The sequence below is a fragment of the Streptomyces sp. NPDC005202 genome, assembly GCF_040608235.1.
In the GTDB taxonomy this organism is placed as follows: Bacteria; Actinomycetota; Actinomycetes; order Streptomycetales; family Streptomycetaceae; genus Streptomyces.
Genome location: NZ_JBEXHW010000008.1, coordinates 211,578 through 231,752 on the forward strand (window position 1 = coordinate 211,578; position 20,175 = coordinate 231,752).

General features: G+C 69.0%; 19 protein-coding genes and 1 pseudogene. 19 read left to right on the top strand and 1 reads right to left on the bottom strand.

Annotation, left to right across the window (positions count from 1 at the left end):
* The first annotated feature begins 184 nt into the window (after positions 1-184).
* The 19 genes from rho (at position 185) to ABZV31_RS16075 (ending at position 19,148) form a co-directional block, all read left to right on the top strand.
* Complete coding sequence (gene rho, locus ABZV31_RS15985) at positions 185-2,188, top strand: transcription termination factor Rho (protein ID WP_355893564.1); 2,004 nt, start codon at positions 185-187, stop codon at positions 2,186-2,188.
* A gap of 362 nt (positions 2,189-2,550) precedes the next feature.
* Positions 2,551-3,693 (top strand): LCP family protein, encoded by a 1,143-nt coding sequence (locus ABZV31_RS15990; RefSeq protein WP_355893567.1) that lies wholly within the window; start codon positions 2,551-2,553, stop codon positions 3,691-3,693.
* Positions 3,694-3,922: 229 nt separating this feature from the next.
* Positions 3,923-4,147 carry a 50S ribosomal protein L31 gene (rpmE, locus tag ABZV31_RS15995; RefSeq protein WP_019326867.1) on the top strand — a complete coding sequence of 75 codons (225 nt, stop codon included), beginning with the start codon at positions 3,923-3,925 and terminating at the stop codon, positions 4,145-4,147.
* A 105-nt stretch (positions 4,148-4,252) separates the two neighbouring features.
* The gene (gene prfA / locus ABZV31_RS16000; protein ID WP_355893631.1) at positions 4,253-5,320 is read left to right on the top strand and encodes a peptide chain release factor 1; all 1,068 of its coding nucleotides are present in this window, start codon (positions 4,253-4,255) and stop codon (positions 5,318-5,320) included.
* Between the two features lie 31 nt (positions 5,321-5,351).
* Positions 5,352-6,197 carry a peptide chain release factor N(5)-glutamine methyltransferase gene (gene prmC, locus ABZV31_RS16005; RefSeq protein ID WP_355893570.1) on the top strand — a complete coding sequence of 282 codons (846 nt, stop codon included), beginning with the start codon at positions 5,352-5,354 and terminating at the stop codon, positions 6,195-6,197.
* A gap of 52 nt (positions 6,198-6,249) precedes the next feature.
* Positions 6,250-6,897 carry an L-threonylcarbamoyladenylate synthase gene (locus ABZV31_RS16010; protein WP_355893573.1) on the top strand — a complete coding sequence of 216 codons (648 nt, stop codon included), beginning with the start codon at positions 6,250-6,252 and terminating at the stop codon, positions 6,895-6,897.
* Positions 6,894-7,571 (top strand): protein-tyrosine-phosphatase, encoded by a 678-nt coding sequence (locus ABZV31_RS16015; protein ID WP_355893576.1) that lies wholly within the window; start codon positions 6,894-6,896, stop codon positions 7,569-7,571. Before ABZV31_RS16010 ends, ABZV31_RS16015 begins: the two co-directional genes overlap by 4 nt.
* 69 nt (positions 7,572-7,640) lie before the next feature.
* A complete protein-coding gene (glyA, locus tag ABZV31_RS16020; RefSeq protein ID WP_355893579.1) occupies positions 7,641-8,879 on the top strand; it encodes a serine hydroxymethyltransferase in 1,239 nt (412 codons plus the stop codon).
* A 129-nt stretch (positions 8,880-9,008) separates the two neighbouring features.
* Complete coding sequence (locus ABZV31_RS16025; protein ID WP_355893582.1) at positions 9,009-10,367, top strand: MraY family glycosyltransferase; 1,359 nt, start codon at positions 9,009-9,011, stop codon at positions 10,365-10,367.
* Between the two features lie 299 nt (positions 10,368-10,666).
* Complete coding sequence (locus ABZV31_RS16030; protein WP_355893585.1) at positions 10,667-11,104, top strand: hypothetical protein; 438 nt, start codon at positions 10,667-10,669, stop codon at positions 11,102-11,104.
* Positions 11,105-11,377: 273 nt separating this feature from the next.
* Complete coding sequence (gene atpB, locus ABZV31_RS16035; protein WP_355893633.1) at positions 11,378-12,148, top strand: F0F1 ATP synthase subunit A; 771 nt, start codon at positions 11,378-11,380, stop codon at positions 12,146-12,148.
* A 70-nt stretch (positions 12,149-12,218) separates the two neighbouring features.
* A complete protein-coding gene (gene atpE, locus ABZV31_RS16040) occupies positions 12,219-12,458 on the top strand; it encodes an ATP synthase F0 subunit C (protein WP_355893587.1) in 240 nt (79 codons plus the stop codon).
* A gap of 40 nt (positions 12,459-12,498) precedes the next feature.
* On the top strand, positions 12,499-13,047 hold the full coding sequence (locus ABZV31_RS16045; RefSeq protein WP_355893590.1) for a F0F1 ATP synthase subunit B: 549 nt from the start codon (positions 12,499-12,501) through the stop codon (positions 13,045-13,047).
* Complete coding sequence (locus tag ABZV31_RS16050; protein WP_355893593.1) at positions 13,044-13,865, top strand: F0F1 ATP synthase subunit delta; 822 nt, start codon at positions 13,044-13,046, stop codon at positions 13,863-13,865. The genes ABZV31_RS16045 and ABZV31_RS16050 overlap by 4 nt, the downstream gene beginning before the upstream one ends.
* Positions 13,866-13,995: 130 nt before the next feature.
* Positions 13,996-15,588 (top strand): F0F1 ATP synthase subunit alpha, encoded by a 1,593-nt coding sequence (gene atpA / locus ABZV31_RS16055; RefSeq protein WP_355893596.1) that lies wholly within the window; start codon positions 13,996-13,998, stop codon positions 15,586-15,588.
* A 21-nt stretch (positions 15,589-15,609) separates the two neighbouring features.
* Entirely contained in the window at positions 15,610-16,524 is a 915-nt protein-coding gene (locus tag ABZV31_RS16060) for a F0F1 ATP synthase subunit gamma (protein WP_355893599.1), read from the top strand.
* The gene (atpD, locus tag ABZV31_RS16065) at positions 16,524-17,960 is read left to right on the top strand and encodes a F0F1 ATP synthase subunit beta (RefSeq protein WP_355893601.1); all 1,437 of its coding nucleotides are present in this window, start codon (positions 16,524-16,526) and stop codon (positions 17,958-17,960) included. The genes ABZV31_RS16060 and atpD overlap by 1 nt, the downstream gene beginning before the upstream one ends.
* 237 nt (positions 17,961-18,197) lie before the next feature.
* On the top strand, positions 18,198-18,572 hold the full coding sequence (locus ABZV31_RS16070) for a F0F1 ATP synthase subunit epsilon (RefSeq protein WP_355893604.1): 375 nt from the start codon (positions 18,198-18,200) through the stop codon (positions 18,570-18,572).
* A gap of 129 nt (positions 18,573-18,701) precedes the next feature.
* Positions 18,702-19,148: a DUF2550 domain-containing protein gene (locus tag ABZV31_RS16075; RefSeq protein ID WP_355893607.1), complete on the top strand. Its 447-nt coding sequence runs from the start codon at positions 18,702-18,704 to the stop codon at positions 19,146-19,148.
* Between the two features lie 20 nt (positions 19,149-19,168).
* On the opposite strand, the pseudogene ABZV31_RS16080 reads toward ABZV31_RS16075, so the two are convergent.
* Positions 19,169-19,330 (bottom strand): annotated as a pseudogene (locus ABZV31_RS16080) (transposase); the annotation flags it as partial.
* Positions 19,331-20,175: the final 845 nt, after the last annotated feature.

Consider the following 20,175-nt stretch of genomic DNA (forward strand, 5'->3'; position numbering starts at 1 on the left):
CGGTGCGACCACGCCACGTGACACTGGGTGCCACGGCTCGAGGTAGCGCCATCACCAGATATCTCTTCCGCCGCTTTGGCGGACCACCGCCCCGGCTCGGTCCACACATCAGGGACCGAAGCCGGACAGCACAACCGGTCGCCGAGCCAGACAGGCCGACGTCCGCTCCAGGGAAGGACCCTTCGTGAGCGACACCACCGATCTGATGGGCGCACGTGTCGAGGAGACCGCTGCCGCGCCCGCCACGGACGCCTCCGCGCCTGCCACCGGTGCCGGCTCCCGGCGGCGCCGCGGTACCGGCCTCGAGGGCATGGTGCTGGCCGAGCTGCAGCAGGTCGCATCCGGCCTTGGCATCAGGGGCACCGCGCGCATGCGCAAGAGCCAGCTGATCGAGGTCATCAAGGAGGCGCAAGCCAACGGGGGAACCCCCGCCGCCAAGGACGCAGCTCCCGCCGGGGATGCCACCGAGACCAAGCCGAAGCGCCGCACCACCTCCCGGGCGCGTACGGGCGAGGGCGGCGCCGCCGCGGAGAAGAAGGCGGCCGAGGCCCCCGCCGAGCAGGCCGTGGCCCAGCAGCAGATCGAGATCCCCGGCCAGCCGGCCAGTGACGACGCCCCCGCCGAGCGCCGCCGACGTCGGGCCACCGCCGAGGCGGGCGCCCCGGCGGGCAGCCCCGAGACCGTCGCAGCCGAGGAGAAGAGCGAGCCGAAGGCCGAGACGCCCGCACAGCCGCAGCAGCAGTCGCAGGGCGAGGCCAAGGGCGACGCCGGTGACGGCGGCGAGGGCCGCCGCCGCGACCGCCGCGAGCGCGGCCGGGACCGTGACCGGGACCGCGACCGCCGCAAGGGCGACGACCAGCAGCAGAACCAGGGCGGCCAGAACCGCCAGCAGACCCAGCAGCAGGGCGGCGGCCGTCAGGACCGCAGCAACGCCCCGCAGGACGACGACGACTTCGAGGGCGGCCGCCGGGGCCGTCGCGGCCGCTACCGCGACCGCCGGGGCCGCCGTGGCCGCGACGACGTCTCCGAGCCGCAGATCACCGAGGACGACGTCCTGATCCCGGTCGCGGGCATTCTCGACATCCTCGACAACTACGCCTTCATCCGTACGTCGGGCTACCTGCCGGGTCCGAACGACGTGTACGTCTCCCTCGCCCAGGTCCGCAAGAACGGTCTGCGCAAGGGCGACCACATCACCGGCGCGGTCCGCCAGCCCAAGGAGGGCGAGCGGCGCGAGAAGTTCAACGCGCTGGTCCGCCTCGACTCCGTCAACGGCATGGCGCCCGAACACGGCCGCGGCCGCCCGGAGTTCAACAAGCTGACCCCGCTGTACCCGCAGGACCGCCTCCGCCTGGAGACGGACCCGGGCGTGCTGACCACCCGCATCATCGACCTGGTCTCGCCCATCGGCAAGGGTCAGCGCGGTCTGATCGTGGCCCCGCCGAAGACCGGCAAGACCATGATCATGCAGGCGGTCGCCAACGCGATCACCCACAACAACCCCGAGTGCCACCTGATGGTCGTCCTCGTCGACGAGCGTCCGGAAGAGGTCACCGACATGCAGCGGTCGGTCAAGGGCGAGGTCATCTCCTCGACCTTCGACCGCCCGGCCGAGGACCACACCACGGTCGCCGAGCTCGCCATCGAGCGCGCCAAGCGCCTGGTGGAGCTGGGCCACGACGTCGTCGTCCTGCTGGACTCGATCACGCGTCTGGGCCGTGCGTACAACCTCGCCGCCCCGGCCTCCGGCCGCATCCTGTCCGGTGGTGTCGACTCCACCGCCCTCTACCCGCCGAAGCGCTTCTTCGGTGCGGCCCGCAACATCGAGGACGGCGGCTCGCTGACCATCCTCGCCACCGCCCTGGTGGACACCGGGTCCCGCATGGACGAGGTGATCTTCGAGGAGTTCAAGGGCACCGGCAACATGGAGCTCAAGCTCGACCGGAAGCTCGCCGACAAGCGCATCTTCCCGGCGGTGGACGTCGACGCGTCCGGCACCCGCAAGGAAGAGATCCTGCTCGGCGCCGAGGAGCTGGGCGTCGTCTGGAAGCTGCGCCGGGTGCTGCACGCCCTCGACCAGCAGCAGGCGATCGAGCTGCTCCTCGACAAGATGAAGCAGACGAAGTCGAACATCGAGTTCCTGATGCAGATCCAGAAGACGACCCCGATGCCGGGCAACGGCGACTGAGGCACGCGCTTCATCCTGCGTATCAGCTGCAAGGGCCGCTCCCGTCACGGGGGCGGCCCTTTGGCGTACGGCCACCCCTCGGCGGGATCAGGCGAGACCTTTGCCACAAGCAACGCGTTCGGTACCGATGCCGAGCGGTACGCCCTCGTCGGTCGAAACCGCAGGTGAGTGCGGTCGCGATGGTTGACACAACTACACAGCGTGCCCATCGCTGCACGTGGCGGGCACAGTGCGCTGTGCAACCCTGTGTCGAGTTCCCCCGTCTGACCGTACAGAGCGACGATGGTGCGGTACGGGCTCAACAGACCGGGGCTGACCCTGAAGCAGGGGGTAACCGACCGCATACGAGAGCTGAGGAGCGCATGTCTGCCGAGAGCACGCCGGATCCCGTCATACGGGGAGAGACCGGCATCACGACCCCCCGCCGCCGTGCCAAGGGCCGCCGCCGCAAGCCCCCCACCGGGGGGCGCCGCAAGGCTCTGACGGTCATGGCCTGGACCGCCGCGGGGATCGTCGTGCTCGGCGGCACCGGCGCCGGCTACCTGTACTTCAAGCTCAACAACAACCTCAAGACGGTCGACATCAACCAGGCCCTGGGCGGTGACCGGCCCACCAAGGTCGGCAACGGCTCAGAGAACATCCTCGTCCTGGGCTCCGACACCCGCTCCGGCAGCAACAAGAAGCTGGGCGGCGGCGCCGACGACGGCAGCGCCCGCTCCGACACGGCGATGATCGTGCACGTCTACGCGGGCCACAAGAAGGCCAGCGTGGTCTCCATCCCGCGCGACACCCTCATCGACCGCCCCGCGTGCACCGACACCAAGGGCGGCACACAGCCCGCCGCGCACGACGTGATGTTCAACTCGGCGTACACCACCGGCGGCGCCGCCTGCGCCGTGAAGACCGTCGAGTCCATGACCGGCATCCGCATGGACCACTACCTGGAGGTCGACTTCAGCGGCTTCGAGAAGCTCATCGACGAGCTCGGCGGTGTCCAGGTCACCACGACCAAGAACATCGACGACCCCGACAGCCACCTGAAGCTGAAGGCCGGCACGCACACGCTGAACGGCAAGCAGTCCCTCGGCCTGGTCCGCACCCGGCACGGCGTCGGCGACGGCTCCGACCTCGGCCGCATCCAGCTCCAGCAGGCCTTCATCAAGGCGCTGGTCAACCAGGTCAGGCACATCGGCCTGTTCACCAACCCCAAGAAGCTCTACGACCTCGCCGACACCGCGACCAAGGCCGTCACCACCGACTCCGACCTCGGCTCGGTGAACTCCCTGATGTCCTTCGCCGACGGCCTGAAGGGCATCAGCTCGTCGCACATGAACATGGTCACGATGCCGGTGCGGTACGACAGCGCCAACGCCAACCGGGTCGTGGTCGCGCAGGCCAAGGCGAAGCTCGTGTGGGACGCCCTCAAGAACGACCGGCCGATCCCGGCGAGCGCCACGAAGGGCACGGCCACCGGCGAGGCGAAGGGCGTCGTGATCTCGTCGTAGGCGGGTCGCACCAGCGGCGGCGCGAGCGGTCGCAGGAGCTCGTACGAGCGGTCGTAGGAGCGTCGTACGGAGCGGTCGTACGCCCCCTGCCGGCCGTTGGGAATAGATCGCCCCGCCCCCCGGTTTTGGGGGATGTGGCCAGTCCTGGCAGACTGGTACGTCGGCTCCGGTTCACGCTTCCGCATCCCGTGGCTGCGACCCGGCGCCCTCCCCGAAACTAGGAGACACCTTGAAGCGCGACATCCACCCCGAGTACGTCGAGACGCAGGTCAGCTGCACCTGCGGCGCGTCGTTCACCACCCGCAGCACCATCGAGTCCGGCACCATCCGGGCCGAGGTCTGCTCCGAGTGCCACCCGTTCTACACGGGCAAGCAGAAGATCCTCGACACCGGTGGCCGAGTGGCCCGCTTCGAGGCTCGCTTCGGCAAGGCTGCTGCCGGCTCCAAGAAGTAGCGAGCCCCTTCTCGCCGGTCCACGGCCGTGCCCCTCGAGGGGTACGCCGGGACCGGCGTTTTTGGTCGCCCGCCTTCCCTTCCCCCGCAGTATCAGGAGCCCATGATGTTCGAGGCCGTCGAGGAACTCGTCGCCGAGCACGCCGACCTGGAGAAGAAGCTCGCCGACCCGTCGGTCCACACCGACCAGGCCAACGCGCGCAAGCTGAACAAGCGTTACGCCGAGCTCACCCCGATCGTCGCCACGTACCGCTCCTGGAAGCAGACGGGCGACGACATCGAGACCGCGCGTGAACTGGCCGCCGACGACCCGGACTTCGCCGCCGAGCTCAAGGAGCTGGAGAAGCAGCGCGAGGCGTTGACCGAGAAGCTCCGTCTGCTGCTCGTCCCGCGCGACCCCAGCGACGACAAGGACGTCATCCTGGAGATCAAGGCGGGCGCGGGCGGCGACGAGTCCGCCCTGTTCGCCGGTGACCTGCTGCGCATGTACCTCAGGTACGCCGAGCGCGTCGGCTGGAAGACCGAGATCATCGACGCCACCGAGTCCGAGCTGGGCGGCTACAAGGACGTCCAGGTCGCGGTGAAGGCCCGCGGGCAGGTCGAGCCCGGTCAGGGCGTGTGGGCCCGGCTGAAGTACGAGGGCGGCGTGCACCGCGTGCAGCGCGTGCCGGCCACCGAGTCCCAGGGCCGCATCCACACCTCCGCGGCCGGTGTCCTCGTGACGCCGGAAGCCGAAGAGGTCGACGTCGAGATCAACCCGAACGACCTCCGCATCGACGTCTACCGGTCCTCGGGCCCCGGCGGCCAGTCCGTCAACACGACCGACTCCGCGGTGCGCATCACGCACCTTCCGACCGGAGTGGTCGCCTCCTGCCAGAACGAGAAGAGCCAACTGCAGAACAAGGAGCAGGCGATGCGTATCCTGCGCTCCAGGCTGCTCGCCATGGCGCAGGAGGAGGCGGAGAAGGAGGCCGCCGACGCCCGCCGCAGCCAGGTCCGCACCGTCGACCGCTCCGAGAAGATCCGCACCTACAACTTCCCGGAGAACCGCATCTCGGACCACCGCGTCGGCTTCAAGGCGTACAACTTGGACCAGGTCCTGGACGGCGACCTCGACGCGGTGATCCAGGCCTGCGTCGACGCGGACTCGGCCGCCAAGCTCGCAGCCGCGTAAGGCACGTACGAGTATCACACGGAGGACCAGCGTGAACCTGCTGCTCGCGGAGGTGGCCCAGGCCACCCAGCGGCTGGCCGACGCCGGCGTGCCCTCGCCGCGCAACGACGCGGAGGAGCTCGCCGCGTTCGTGCACGGCGTGAAGCGGGGCGAGCTGCACTCCGTGAAGGACGCGGACTTCGACGCCCGCTACTGGGAGGTGATCGCCCGCCGCGAGCAGCGCGAGCCGCTCCAGCACATCACCGGGCGGGCCTACTTCCGGTACCTGGAGCTCCAGGTCGGCCCCGGTGTGTTCGTCCCGCGCCCCGAGACCGAGTCCGTGGTCGGCTGGGCCATAGACGCCGTACGCGCCATGGACGTCGTCGAGCCGTGCGTCGTCGACCTGTGCACCGGCTCGGGCGCCATCGCGCTCGCGCTCGCGCAGGAGGTGCCGCGCTCCCGCGTGCACGCCGTGGAGCTGTCCGAGGAGGCGCTGCGGTGGACCCGCAAGAACATGGAGGGGTCCCGGGTCGACCTGCGCCAGGGCGACGCCCTGACCGCCTTCCCGGACCTAGACGGCCAGGTCGACCTCGTCATCTCCAACCCGCCGTACATCCCGCTCACCGAATGGGAGTACGTCGCTCCGGAGGCCCGTGACTACGACCCCGAGATGGCGCTGTTCTCCGGTGAGGACGGCCTGGACCTGATCCGCGGCCTGGAGCGCACCGCGCACCGGCTGCTGCGTCCCGGCGGCGTCGTCGTCATCGAGCACGCGGACACCCAGGGCGGCCAGGTGCCGTGGATCTTCGCCGAGGAACGGGGCTGGGCCGACGCGGCCGACCACCCCGACCTCAACAACCGGCCGCGGTTCGCCACCGCCCGCAAGGCGTTGCCGTGACCCCCACCAGGACTTCAAGCCAGCAGTACGTGTACGAGGAGGCCCGCTGACAATGGCACGGCGATACGACACCAACGACGCGACCGACCGCGCGACGGGTCTGCGCGAGGCCGCCTCCGCCGTCCGCCGTGGCGAACTCGTGGTGCTGCCGACCGACACCGTGTACGGCATCGGCGCCGACGCGTTCTCCTCGGAGGCCGTGGCCGACCTGCTCGAGGCCAAGGGCCGGGGCCGCAACATGCCCACGCCCGTCCTCATCGGCTCCCCGAACACCCTGCACGGCCTCGTCACGGACTTCTCCGAGATGGCCTGGGAACTCGTCGACGCCTTCTGGCCGGGCGCCCTGACGCTGGTCGCCCGGCACCAGCCGTCCCTCCAGTGGGACCTCGGGGACACCCGCGGCACGGTCGCCGTGCGCATGCCGCTGCACCCGGTTGCCATCGAACTGCTGACGGAGGTCGGCCCGATGGCCGTCTCCTCCGCGAACCTCACCGGCCACCCCGCGCCGGAGACCTGCGACGCCGCGCAGGAGATGCTCGGCGACTCCGTCTCCGTCTACCTGGACGGCGGCCCGACCCCCGGAAACGTCCCGTCGTCCATCGTCGACGTCACCGGCAAGGTGCCCGTGCTGCTGCGTGAGGGCGCCCTGTCGCCGGAGGAGCTGCGGAAGGTCGTACCCGACCTCGAGGTGGCGAATTGACGGCCCCTGACGCGGGGCGTGGCATAGGCGACGGGGACGAGACGGGGAGCCCGGTACAACCGGGCCTTCCCCGCGACACCTTCCGCATCCTCCACGTCAGCACCGGCAACGTGTGCCGCTCGCCGATCACCGAGCGGCTGACCCGCCATTTCCTGGCAGACCGGCTCGGCGACCCCCTGTGGGGCGGGCTGATCGTGGAGAGCGCGGGCACCTGGGGCCACGAGGGCGCGCCCATGGAGGCCAACGCGGAGACCGTGCTGGCCGACTTCGGCGCGGACGCCTCCGGCTTCGTCGGCCGGGAACTGCTGGACGAGCACGTGATCCGCGCCGACCTGGTGCTCACCGCGACCCGCGACCACCGTGCCCAGGTCATCTCCATGGGCCATTCGGCGGGCCTGCGTACCTTCACGCTCAAGGAGTTCACCCGTCTGGTGAAGGCGATAGACCCGGCGACGCTGCCGCCGCTGGAGGACGGCGTGGTCGCCCGCGCCCGTGCCCTGGTCCGTGCGGCCGCCGCTCTACGCGGGTGGCTGCTGGCGCCGACCGCCGAGGCCGACGAGGTGTACGACCCGTACGGGGCGCCGCTGACGTTCTTCCGGTCGATCGGGGACGAGATACACCAGGCGCTGGACCCCGTCGTCACGGCGCTCACCGGCGTACCCGCAAGGACGTGACAACCGCGCGTCCCACGGGCCCCGGGCCTACATTGGACGTACGTCACCGTCGACCGCCCGGAGCCCACCATGCCGGTCATCCCCGCCCTCGAGGCCGATGTCCTGCGACGGCAGGACCCCGAACTGGCCGACATCCTGCTCGGGGAGCTCGACCGGCAGTCGACGACGCTGCAGCTGATCGCGGCCGAGAACTTCACCTCCCCGGCGGTGCTCGCCGCGCTCGGCTCGCCGCTCGCCAACAAGTACGCCGAGGGGTATCCGGGCGCCCGGCACCACGGCGGCTGCGAAGTCGTCGACGTCGCCGAACGCCTCGCCGTGGAACGGGCGCAGCGGCTGTTCGGCGCCGGGCACGCCAACGTCCAGTCCCACTCGGGTTCTTCGGCGGTCCTCGCCGCGTACGCGGCGCTGCTGCGCCCGGGCGACACCGTGCTCGCCCTTGGCCTGCCCTACGGCGGTCACCTCACGCACGGCTCGCCCGCGAACTTCTCCGGCCGCTGGTTCGACTTCGTCGGGTACGGGGTCGACGCCGAGACCGGGCTCGTCGACCGCGACCAGGTGCGCACCCTGGCCCGTACGTACCGGCCCAAGGCGATCGTGTGCGGTTCCATCGCCTATCCGCGCCACATCGACTACGCCTTCTTCCGCGCGGTCGCCGACGAGGTCGGCGCGTACCTCATCGCGGACGCCGCGCACCCCATCGGGCTCGTCGCCGGGAGAGCGGCGCCCAGTCCGGTGCCGTACGCCGACGTGGTGTGCGCCACCACCCACAAGGTTCTGCGCGGGCCGCGCGGCGGGATGATCCTGTGCGGGAGCGAGCTGGCCGAGCGCGTCGACCGCGCCGTTTTCCCCTTCACCCAGGGCGGCGCGCAGATGCACACCATCGCCGCCAAGGCCGTCGCGTTCGGCGAGGCGGCTACGCCGGCGTTCCGTGCATACGCCCTTCAGGTGGTCGCCAATGCCAGGGTACTGGCCGCCCGGCTGGCTGCCGAGGGCCTGGTCGTCACCACCGGCGGGACCGACACCCACCTGATCACCCTCGACCCGGCGCCGCTCGGCGTCGACGGGCGTACCGCACGCGGGCGGCTCGCCGCCGCCGGGATGGTCCTCGACTGCTGCGCGCTGCCGCACACCGACGCCCGCGGGCTGCGGCTGGGCACGGCCGCGGTGACCACGCAGGGCATGGGCCAGGAGGAGATGGAGTGGATCGCCGTGCTGTTCGGGAAGGTGCTGCGCGGCGAGGTCGACGGGCCGAGGGCGCGTGAGGACGTGCGGGAGCTCACGGGTAGATTTCCGCCGTATCCCGGCTGAGGCGGGGTAGGCGCAGCGTCGTGCACAGCCACACGTGCAACCATCGTCGCTACCCGGAAGTCCCCATACATATGCCTGCGTCGCTAGGGTGTGGGGCTGAGATGGCCAGCGAGACCTGTGGGGAAGCCCGTGCGTGAATACCTCCTGACGCTCTGCGTCACGGCCGCGGTGACGTATCTGCTGACAGGGCCGGTACGCAAGTTCGCGATCGTGGCCGGGGCGATGCCGGAGATCCGGGCGCGCGACGTGCACCGGGAACCCACTCCACGGCTCGGCGGGATCGCGATGTTCTTCGGCCTGTGCGCGGGCCTGTTGGTCGCCGACCACCTCACCAACCTCAACTGGGTCTTCGCCAAGTCCAACGAACCGCGGGCGCTGCTGTCCGGAGCGGCGCTCATCTGGCTGATCGGCGTGCTGGACGACAAGTTCGAGATCGACGCCCTGATCAAGCTGGGCGGCCAGATGATCGCCGCCGGCGTGATGGTCATGCAGGGTCTGACGATCCTGTGGCTGCCGGTGCCGGGCGTCGGCACGGTCGCGCTGACCCAGTGGCAGGGCACCCTGCTGACGGTGGCGCTGGTCGTCATCACCATCAACGCGGTCAACTTCGTCGACGGCCTGGACGGCCTGGCCGCCGGCATGGTGTGCATCGCGGCAGCCGCGTTCTTCATGTACACCTACCGGATCTGGTACTCGTACGGCATCGAGGCCGCCGCCCCGGCCACCCTGTTCGCGGCCGTCCTGATGGGGATGTGCCTGGGCTTCCTGCCGCACAACATGCATCCCGCGCGGATCTTCATGGGCGACTCCGGCTCGATGCTCATCGGCCTGGTGCTGGCGGCCGGCGCGATCTCCGTCACGGGGCAGGTCGACCCGGACGTGATGAAGCTGTTCTCCGGCTCCGAGCGCAACACCGTGCACCAGATGGTGCCGGTCTACATCCCGCTGCTGATGCCGCTGACGATCATCGCGATCCCGGCCGCCGACCTGGTGCTGGCCATCGTGCGACGCACCTGGCGCGGCCAGTCGCCGTTCGCCGCCGACCGGGGGCATCTGCACCACCGGCTGCTGGAGATCGGCCACTCGCACAGCCGGGCCGTGCTGATCATGTACTTCTGGTCGGCGCTGATCGGCTTCGGCGCGCTCGCCTACTCCGTCAACTCGGCGTCCATGTGGATCGTGCTGGGCATCGTGTTCCTCAGCGCGATCGGGCTCGTCCTGCTCCTGCTGCCGCGCTTCACCCCGCGCGCCCCGCGCTGGGCCGAGCAGTTCGTGCCGCCGCGCTACCGCCGCCGTCGCCGGGCCGCGGCGCCGGACGCCTCGACGCCGGCGGCCGTTTCGTCCGCGGCGACGGGGGCACGCGAGGCCGACGAGACCCAAGAGCCCCCTGCGGCACTCGTGGCCGGTGTGACGGGAGTCAATGGAGCGACTGCGACCGGCCCCCGTTCGCGTCTCCTGGATGGGCGCAAAGCGGGAACGTCGCGCTGACACCCAAGGTAAGAATCTGACTAAAGCGTTGCCAACTCGTGGGGGTGCAAATCTCCCCAATACCAGACAAGATGGCCGTGTTTCTACGCAGACGGGCACTGTCGCTCTCATGTGTGACAGCAAGCACACCCGCCAGGTAAAGACCTCATCAAATAGTTTGTGATACGGTTCACGAGAACCCCGGATAGAGCCGAAGGACCCGAGTGCGACGGTCCATTGGCGTGAGGTCTCCACCACTCAGCCCGTGACTACGCTCGTCCATGACGACACCCTGCCCCTGTGAAAGCGGAGTTGCCGCCATGCCTGCCCATGACGCCCGGAACCTGGTACCGATCGCCGTCCCCACGGCGGCCGTTGGTGTGGTCGCGGTCGCGGTCAGCGGTGCGGTGGCGGGTGGCAAGGGGGCGCTTGGAGCGGCCGTCGGCGTTCTGCTGGCGATGCTCTTCATGGGCATCGGTCTGTACGTCCTGCAGTGGACGGCAAAAACGCTCCCGCAGCTGTTCCAGGCCATGGGGCTGATGCTCTATGTCGCCCAACTCCTGCTGCTCATGATCTTCGTGGCCCTCTTCAAGGGCACCTCTCTCTTCAATCCGAAGGCGTTCGCGATCTCCCTGGTCGTGGCGACCGTTGTGTGGATGGCCGCGCAGGCCCGTGCGCACATGAAGGCCAAGATCTTCTACGTCGACCCGGAGTCCGAGAAGAGTGAGAAGCCCGAGAAGACAGGGTCTTCGTCGTGAGGGGTAGGGCCGGGATAAAGACGTGTGAGATCTCCTGCTATCGTCCGGTGCCAACTGCGGCATCGCGGGCGCGGGCATCTGAGCTGACGCCTGCTCAATCGCGAGGCTTGATGCCCCCCAGCCGCCCCCACATCCGTAACACCAGTCCGGTGCCGATCCGCGGCTGTGCGCCGCGCCGACACAACGAGGTTGCCGTACCCATGCGTCATGCCGAAGGAGCCCGCGGTGAGTGCTGACCAGACCCAGCTCGCCTTTGACTGGAGCTGTCGGATCATGTCCGACAACGGGTGTGGTTTTCCGGCTCCGGGCCTGCACTCGTTCCTTTTCAAGCCCATCGGCACGGTCGGCGGGTTCGAGTTCAACAAGGTGATGCTGCTCGCGCTCATCACCAGCGTTCTCGTCGTCGCCTTCTTCTGGGCCGCCTTCGGCAAGGCCAAGGTCGTCCCGAGCAAGCTGCAGATGGTCGGCGAGGCCGGTTACGACTTCGTGCGCCGCGGCATCGTCTACGAGACCCTCGGCAAGCGTGAGGGCGAGAAGTACGTCCCGCTCATGGTCTCGCTGTTCTTCTTCATCTGGATCATGAACATCTGGTCCGTGATCCCGCTGGCCCAGTTCCCGGTGTCGTCGGTCATCGCCTTCCCGATGGTCCTCGCCGTCCTCGTCTGGATCGTCTGGGTGTCGCTGACGTTCAAGCGCCACGGTTTCGTCGGCTTCTTCAAGAACGTCACGGGCTACGACAAGTCGCTGGGCGCGGTGTTGCCGCTGGTCATGGTCATCGAGTTCCTCTCGAACCTCTTCGTCCGACCGTTCACACACGCGGTGCGACTCTTCGCCAACATGTTCGCCGGGCACCTGATGCTGGTGATGTTCACCGTCGCCTCCTGGTACCTGCTGAACAGCTGGATGATCCCGGCCGCCGGCGTGTCCTTCGTCATGACGATGGCCATGATCGTCTTCGAACTTTTCGTGCAGGCCGTCCAGGCGTACGTCTTCGTACTCCTTGCCTGCTCGTACATTCAGGGCGCTCTCGCCGAGCACCACTGAGCCCCACCCCCAACCCCGGTCGTCCGGTGGCCAACCCCCACCGGTTCGTAAAAGAGAAGGAAGAAACGGCATGTCCGCGACCCTCGAACTCGCCGCTGGCGTCTCCGGCTCCCTCGGTTCCATCGGCTACGGTCTCGCTGCCATCGGCCCCGGCATCGGCGTCGGCATCATCTTCGGTAACGGCACCCAGGCCCTCGCCCGCCAGCCCGAGGCGGCCGGCCTGATCCGCGCCAACCAGATTCTGGGCTTCGCCTTCTGCGAGGCGCTCGCCCTCATCGGCATCGTTATGCCGTTCGTGTTCGGTAAGTGATCACCCCTTTACCTGACACGCATCGACGAAAGGCACTGATGTGATCGCCAACCTGGTACAGCTGGCGGCCGAGGAGGAGCAGAACCCGCTCGTCCCGGCCGGTCCGGAGCTGCTCGTCGGCACCATCGCCTTCGCCATCGTGTTCTTCTTCTTCTGGAAGAAGCTGCTTCCGAACATCAATAAGGTTCTGGAGGAGCGCCGCGCGGCGATCGAAGGCGGTATCGAAGAGGCCGAGGCCATGAAGGTCGAGGCCCAGAGCGTCCTTGAGCAGTACAAGGCCCAGCTCGCCGAGGCCCGGCACGAGGCCGCGCGCCTGCGCCAGGAGGCGCAGGAGCAGGGGGCCGCGCTCATCGCCGAGATGCGGGCCGAGGGCCAGCGGCAGCGTGAGGAGATCGTCGCCGCCGGTCACGCCCAGATCGAGGCCGACCGCAAGGCCGCCGCGTCCGCGCTGCGTCAGGACGTCGGCAGGCTCGCCACCGAGCTGGCCGGCAAGCTCGTCGGCGAGTCCCTCCAGGACCACGCCCGGCAGAGCCGCGTGATCGACCGCTTCCTCGACGAGCTCGAGGAGAAGGCCGAGGCGGCTCGATGACTGCGCACGGAGCGAGCCGCCAGGCCCTGGCAGCCGCACGGGAGCGTCTCGACGCGCTGACGGACTCCACGTCCGTGGACGCCGCGCAGCTCGCCGACGAGCTGGCGGCCATCACCGCGCTGCTCCACCGCGAGGCCGGTTTGCGTCGGGTCCTCACCGACCCGGCGCAGACCGGTGAGGCCAAGGCCGAGCTGGTCCAGCGCCTGCTCGGCGCCCAGGTCAGCGGCCCGGCCGTCGACCTGGTGGCCGGGATGGTGCGTTCCCGCTGGTCACAGCCCCGCGACCTGGTGGACGCGCTGGAGGAGCTGGCGAACTCCGCCGACCTCACCGCCGCCCAGCGGGCCGGCGCGCTCGACGACGTCGAGGACGAACTGTTCCGCTTCGGCCGGATCGTCGCCTCGAGTACAGAGCTGCGCGCGGCGCTGACCGACCGGGCCGCGAGCGCCTCGGCCAAGGTCGAGCTGTTGCACCGGTTGCTCGGCGGCCGGGCCAACGCGACCACCGAGCGTCTGGTGACGCGCCTTGTGACCGCGCCGCGGGGACGTAGCCTGGAGGCGGGACTGGAGTCCCTGTCCAAGCTCGCCGCCGAGCGCCGGGACCGCATGGTCGCCGTCGTCACCTCGGCGGTACCGCTGAGTGACACGCAGAAGCAGCGCCTCGGCGCGGCCCTCGCGAAGCTCTACGGCCGCCAGATGCACCTCAACCTGGACGTGGACCCCGAGGTCATCGGCGGGATCCGGGTGCAGGTCGGTGACGAGGTCATCAACGGCTCCCTCGCGGACCGGCTCGACGACGCCGCCCGCCGCATGGCGAGCTAGCAGCAACTCAACACGCAGTACGTACACGACGGCCCTGGTTGGGCCGTGCAGAGGATTCACCTCTTATTGGGGGGAGTCCCATACCCCCCAAGTGAAACTTCGGGCCCAACAAGGAGAGCAGGGAACCCAGATGGCGGAGCTCACGATCCGGCCGGAGGAGATCCGGGACGCGCTGGAGAACTTCGTCCAGTCGTACAAGCCGGACGCGGCCTCGCGCGAGGAGGTCGGTACGGTCACCCTTGCCGGCGACGGCATCGCGAAGGTCGAGGGCCTGCCCTCGGCCATGGCCAACGAGCTGCTGAAGTTCGAGGACGGCACCCTCGGCCTCGCCCTCAACCTCGAGGAGCGCGAGATCGGTGCCATCGTCCTCGGCGAGTTCAGTGGCATCGAGGAGGGCCAGCCGGTCACCCGCACCGGTGAGGTCCTGTCCGTCGCCGTCGGCGAGGGCTACCTCGGCCGCGTGGTGGACCCGCTCGGCAACCCGATCGACGGCCTCGGCGAGATCGAGACCGAGGGTCGCCGCGCCCTCGAACTGCAGGCCCCCACGGTCATGCAGCGCAAGTCGGTGCACGAGCCGATGGAGACCGGCTACAAGGCCGTCGACGCCATGACCCCGATCGGCCGTGGCCAGCGTCAGCTGATCATTGGTGACCGCCAGACCGGCAAGACCGCCCTGGCCGTCGACACGATCATCAACCAGCGCGACAACTGGCGCACCGGCGACCCGAACAAGCAGGTCCGCTGCATCTACGTCGCCATCGGCCAGAAGGGCTCCACCATCGCGTCGGTCCGCCGCGCGCTGGAGGAGAACGGCGCCCTGGAGTACACGACCATCGTCGCCGCCCCGGCGTCCGACCCGGCCGGCTTCAAGTACCTGGCGCCCTACACCGGGTCCGCCATCGGCCAGCACTGGATGTACCAGGGCAAGCACGTCCTGATCGTCTTCGACGACCTGTCGAAGCAGGCCGACGCCTACCGCGCCGTGTCCCTGCTGCTGCGCCGTCCGCCGGGCCGCGAGGCCTACCCGGGCGACGTCTTCTACCTGCACTCCCGTCTGCTGGAGCGCTGCGCGAAGCTGTCGGACGACATGGGTGCCGGTTCGATGACCGGTCTGCCGATCGTCGAGACCAAGGCCAACGACGTCTCGGCGTTCATCCCGACCAACGTCATCTCCATCACCGACGGCCAGTGCTTCCTGGAGTCGGACCTGTTCAACGCCGGTCAGCGCCCCGCGCTGAACGTCGGTATCTCCGTCTCCCGAGTCGGTGGTTCCGCGCAGCACAAGGCGATGAAGCAGGTCTCCGGCCGTCTGCGCGTCGACCTGGCCCAGTTCCGTGAGCTGGAGGCGTTCGCCGCCTTCGGTTCCGACCTGGACGCCGCGTCGAAGGCGCAGCTGGAGCGCGGTCAGCGCATGGTCGAGCTGCTGAAGCAGGACCAGTACCAGCCGATGGCCACCGAGGACCAGGTCGTCTCCGTGTGGGCCGGCACCACCGGCAAGATGGACGACGTCCCGGTCGCCGACATCCGCCGCTTCGAGAAGGAGCTGCTGGAGTACCTGCACCGCAAGGAGCAGGGCCTCATGACCTCCATCAAGGAGGGCGGCAAGATGTCCGACGACACGCTGCAGGCCGTGGCCGAGGCGATCGCGGAGTTCAAGAAGCAGTTCGAGACGAGCGACGGCAAGCTGCTCGGCGAGGACACCCCGGCCACTGCCGCCAAGTGACGTAAGGAAGGGACCTGACTCATGGGAGCCCAGCTCCGGGTCTACAAGCGTCGCATCCGATCCGTCACCGCGACCAAGAAGATCACCAAGGCGATGGAGATGATCGCCGCCTCGCGCGTCGTCAAGGCGCAGCGCAAGGTGGCGGCCTCCACGCCGTACGCGCAGGAACTGACCCGCGCGGTCACGGCGGTCGGCACCGGGTCCAACACCAAGCACCCGCTGACCACCCAGGCCGAGACGGTCACCCGGTCCGCGGTGCTGCTGCTGACCAGCGACCGCGGTCTGGCCGGCGCGTTCAACGCCAACGCCATCAAGCAGGCGGAGCAGCTGACCGAGCGGCTGGAGCGCGAGGGCAAGCAGGTCGACACGTACATCGTCGGCCGGCGCGGTGTCGCCCACTACAACTTCCGTGAGCGCACGATCGCGGAGTCGTGGACCGGCTTCACCGACGAGCCCACGTACGCGGATGCCAAGAAGGTCGCGGCCCCGCTCATCGAGGCCATCGAGAAGGACACGGCGGACGGCGGCGTGGACGAAATCCACATCGTCTACACCGAGTTCGTGTCGATGATGACGCAGACGGCGCTGGACGCCCGCCTGCTTCCGCTCAGCCTCGACGAGGTCGCGGAGGAGAAGCCGAAGGGCGAGATCCTCCCGCTGTACGACTTCGAGCCCTCGGCGGAGGACGTCCTCGACGCCCTGCTGCCGCGCTACGTGGAGAGCCGTATCTACAACGCGCTGCTCCAGTCGGCCGCTTCGAAGCACGCCGCCACCCGGCGTGCGATGAAGTCGGCAACCGACAACGCCGGTGAGCTCATCGAGACGCTGTCCCGGCTTGCCAACCAGGCCCGACAGGCCGAAATCACCCAGGAAATCAGCGAGATCGTCGGTGGCGCGAGTGCCCTCGCCGACGCGACCGCGGGGAGTGACTACTAATGACCACCACTGCTGAGACGGCCACGGCGACGGGCCGCGTCGCGCGGGTCATCGGCCCGGTCGTCGACGTGGAGTTCCCCGTCGACGCGATCCCGGAGATCTACAACGCCCTGCACGTCGAGGTCAGCGACCCGGCGAACGCGGGCCAGAAGAAGACGCTGACCCTGGAGGTCGCCCAGCACCTGGGCGACGGTGTGGTCCGCGCGATCTCGATGCAGCCCACCGACGGTCTGGTCCGCCAGTCCCCGGTGACCGACACCGGCGCGCCGATCTCGGTGCCGGTCGGTGACTTCACCAAGGGCAAGGTGTTCAACACCATCGGTGACGTGCTCAACGTCGACGCCGAGTACGACGGCGAGCGCTGGCCGATCCACCGCAAGGCGCCGAACTTCGACCAGCTCGAGTCCAAGACCGAGATGTTCGAGACCGGCATCAAGGTCATCGACCTGCTGACCCCGTACGTCAAGGGCGGCAAGATCGGTCTGTTCGGCGGCGCCGGCGTCGGCAAGACCGTTCTGATCCAGGAGATGATCTACCGCGTCGCCAACAACCACGACGGTGTGTCGGTGTTCGCGGGCGTCGGTGAGCGCACCCGTGAGGGCAACGACCTCATCGACGAGATGAGCGAGTCGGGCGTCATCGACAAGACCGCGCTGGTCTTCGGTCAGATGGACGAGCCCCCGGGCACCCGTCTGCGCGTCGCGCTGGCCGGCCTGACCATGGCCGAGTACTTCCGCGACGTCCAGAAGCAGGACGTGCTGTTCTTCATCGACAACATCTTCCGCTTCACGCAGGCCGGTTCCGAGGTCTCCACGCTGCTCGGCCGTATGCCGTCCGCGGTGGGTTACCAGCCGAACCTGGCCGACGAGATGGGTCTCCTCCAGGAGCGCATCACCTCGACCCGCGGTCACTCGATCACCTCGATGCAGGCGATCTACGTCCCCGCCGACGACCTGACCGACCCGGCCCCGGCGACCACCTTCGCCCACCTCGACGCGACGACGGTTCTGTCCCGTCCGATCTCCGAGAAGGGCATCTACCCGGCCGTGGACCCGCTGGACTCCACGTCCCGGATCCTGGACCCGCGCTACATCTCGCAGGACCACTACAACGCGGCCATGCGCGTGAAGAGCATCCTGCAGAAGTACAAGGACCTCCAGGACATCATCGCGATCCTCGGTATCGACGAGCTCGGCGAGGAGGACAAGCTCGTCGTCCACCGTGCCCGTCGCGTGGAGCGCTTCCTGTCCCAGAACACCCACGTCGCGAAGCAGTTCACCGGCGTGGACGGTTCGGACGTGCCGCTGGAGGAGTCGATCGCCGCGTTCAACGCGATCTGCGACGGTGAGTACGATCACTTCCCGGAGCAGGCGTTCTTCATGTGCGGTGGTCTCGAGGACCTGAAGAAGAACGCGAAGGAGCTGGGCGTCTCCTGAGCCCGGTGGACTTGAGGAGGGGCGGGGTGCGCCCTGACAGGGTGCGTCCTGCCCCTCTTCGTACGCCTACTGCTGCATTGCCTGGGGGCTGCAATCGATGTGCGGCTACCGCCGCACAGCCCCCAGTCCCCCAGCCGAGTCCTGGGGCCGGGGCCCGACACCTTGGTGCTCGGCGCCCTACTAGACTTGTACCTAACACCCGGCAGGAGAGCCGGGTGGTGACCCGAGGAGCCACCCTTGGCTGCTGAGCTGCACGTCGAGCTGGTCGCCGCCGACCGCCAGGTCTGGTCCGGCGAGGCCACCCTGGTCGTCGCGCGCACCACGTCCGGCGACATCGGCGTCATGCCCGGTCACCAGCCGCTGCTCGGTGTGCTGGAGTCGGGCCCGGTGACCATCCGTACGAGTGATGGTGGGACGGTCGTCGCCGCGGTGCACGGCGGTTTCATCTCGTTCGCGGACGACAAGCTGTCGCTGCTGGCCGAGATCGCCGAGCTGTCGGACGAGATCGATGTCCAACGCGCGGAGCGGGAGCTCGAGCGCGCGAAGGCGGAGGGCGACGCCGCGGCCGAGCGGCGCGCGGACGTCCGACTGCGTGCGGCGACGGGGCGCTGATCCACCGCGCCATGTGATGACGTCACTCAGCCGCGGCCGGTACCGGAGCAATCCGGTACCGGCCGCGGCTGAGGCCGATGTGGGTGTTTTTTCCGTTCCATTACCTAGGAGACGAGGAGGTCGGTGTCGATGGTCCTCGCTCTGACTGTGTGCGGACTCGTGGTCGCGCTCGTGGTGGTGGGACTGTTCGTCTTCGGCCTGCGCCGCAGGCTCATCCAGCGCTCGGGTGGCACCTTCGACTGCAGCCTGCGCTGGGACGTACCCGAGAAACCCGACACCAGCGGCAAGGGCTGGAGCTACGGGGTCGCCCGCTACAACGGCGACCGCGTCGAGTGGTTTCGCGTCTTCTCCTACGCGCCCCGCCCGCGCCGCATCCTGGAACGCGCGTCGATCGAGGTGGCCGGCCGCCGCCTCCCCGAGGGCGAGGAGGAACTGGCCCTGCTCTCCGACGCCGTGATCCTCACCTGTCTGCACCGGGGCACGCGTCTCGAACTCGCCATGAGCGAAGACGCGCTGACCGGTTTTCTCGCGTGGCTCGAGGCGGCCCCGCCCGGGCAACGAGTGAACGTGGCCTGATGTTCCGGGACTTACCGTTCCTAAAGACTGAGCGGGAGTGAGTCCTGTTGCCAGGACTCATGCTCAGCCGAACGTCCCGAACGGTGTTGGGCGTTCTGGTTCCCTGCGTTCGCTCCGCATCCGGCGTCGACGGATCGTGTCCGTGGTCCGGGAATGCGGGGGCGGGTTCCCTCACGCCCAGGGACCTCCCATCGGGCACAACGATGCTCATCCCATCGAAGTCACGCTCACTCAAACGACCTCGAAGGCGAACAGTTAATTACCCCTCGGCCCCCGCTTCTGGTGGCCCATGCGCACACCGCGCCGTCGTAGCCGGCGGTGTGGTTCGCGGACGGCTCGCCGACGGCGTTGGCCGTGTGGGGCGCAGGAGCGAGCGTCACCGTTATGGTGAGCGGCCCGCCGGCTATGAGGGCGGCAGCCGCCGCTCCGGCGAACACTCCGGCGGACGCCGCCCTGGTCCTGCTGGTCCTGCGCCGTCGTAGCCGGCGGTGTGGTTCGCGGACGGCTCGCCGACGGCGTTGGCCGTGTGGGGCGCAGGAGCGAGCGTCACCGTTATGGTGAGCGGCCCGCCGGCTATGAGGGCGGCAGCCGCCGCTCCGGCGAACACTCCGGCGGACGCCGCCCTGGTCCTGCTGGTCCTGCTGGTCCTGTTGGACCTGGACCTGGACCTGTTGGACCTGTTGGACCTGGCCTGTTGGAACTGTCGGACCTGTCGGACCTGTTGGGTCCGTTCGGTCTGGTGGGCCTGCTCATGTCGTTCCCCCCGAATGAGAAATTCCGCTTACCGGTCAGTGGTCCACATGGTTCCCGGTGCGCGGCCGACTCCTCCTGGCCATCCGGCCTGTTGCGGCAGGTCCAAAGGTCCCTCGGGCGCGTACGCCGGGGGCGTGCGGGGCGCATGAAGAGTGCCGCGGGCAGACCCGGGGTCCCGGGGTCTGCCGGCGCGCCTGCGCGAGCTGCCGCTCCAACTCCTCGACCTCCTCGGCGAGTTGCGCGGTCGGCGTGTCACCCGCCTCGGCGATGGCGG

Coding starts and splice junctions, on each gene's coding strand:
- ABZV31_RS16075 (WP_355893607.1), top strand. CDS start 18,702: ATGGTCCTCGCTCTGACTGTGTGCGGACTCGTGGTCGCGCTCGTGGTG.
- prfA (WP_355893631.1), top strand. CDS start 4,253: ATGTTCGAGGCCGTCGAGGAACTCGTCGCCGAGCACGCCGACCTGGAG.
- ABZV31_RS16010 (WP_355893573.1), top strand. CDS start 6,250: ATGGCACGGCGATACGACACCAACGACGCGACCGACCGCGCGACGGGT.
- atpE (WP_355893587.1), top strand. CDS start 12,219: ATGTCCGCGACCCTCGAACTCGCCGCTGGCGTCTCCGGCTCCCTCGGT.
- glyA (WP_355893579.1), top strand. CDS start 7,641: ATGCCGGTCATCCCCGCCCTCGAGGCCGATGTCCTGCGACGGCAGGAC.
- atpA (WP_355893596.1), top strand. CDS start 13,996: ATGGCGGAGCTCACGATCCGGCCGGAGGAGATCCGGGACGCGCTGGAG.
- atpD (WP_355893601.1), top strand. CDS start 16,524: ATGACCACCACTGCTGAGACGGCCACGGCGACGGGCCGCGTCGCGCGG.
- ABZV31_RS15990 (WP_355893567.1), top strand. CDS start 2,551: ATGTCTGCCGAGAGCACGCCGGATCCCGTCATACGGGGAGAGACCGGC.
- atpB (WP_355893633.1), top strand. CDS start 11,378: ATGTCCGACAACGGGTGTGGTTTTCCGGCTCCGGGCCTGCACTCGTTC.
- ABZV31_RS16060 (WP_355893599.1), top strand. CDS start 15,610: ATGGGAGCCCAGCTCCGGGTCTACAAGCGTCGCATCCGATCCGTCACC.
- ABZV31_RS16050 (WP_355893593.1), top strand. CDS start 13,044: ATGACTGCGCACGGAGCGAGCCGCCAGGCCCTGGCAGCCGCACGGGAG.
- ABZV31_RS16030 (WP_355893585.1), top strand. CDS start 10,667: ATGCCTGCCCATGACGCCCGGAACCTGGTACCGATCGCCGTCCCCACG.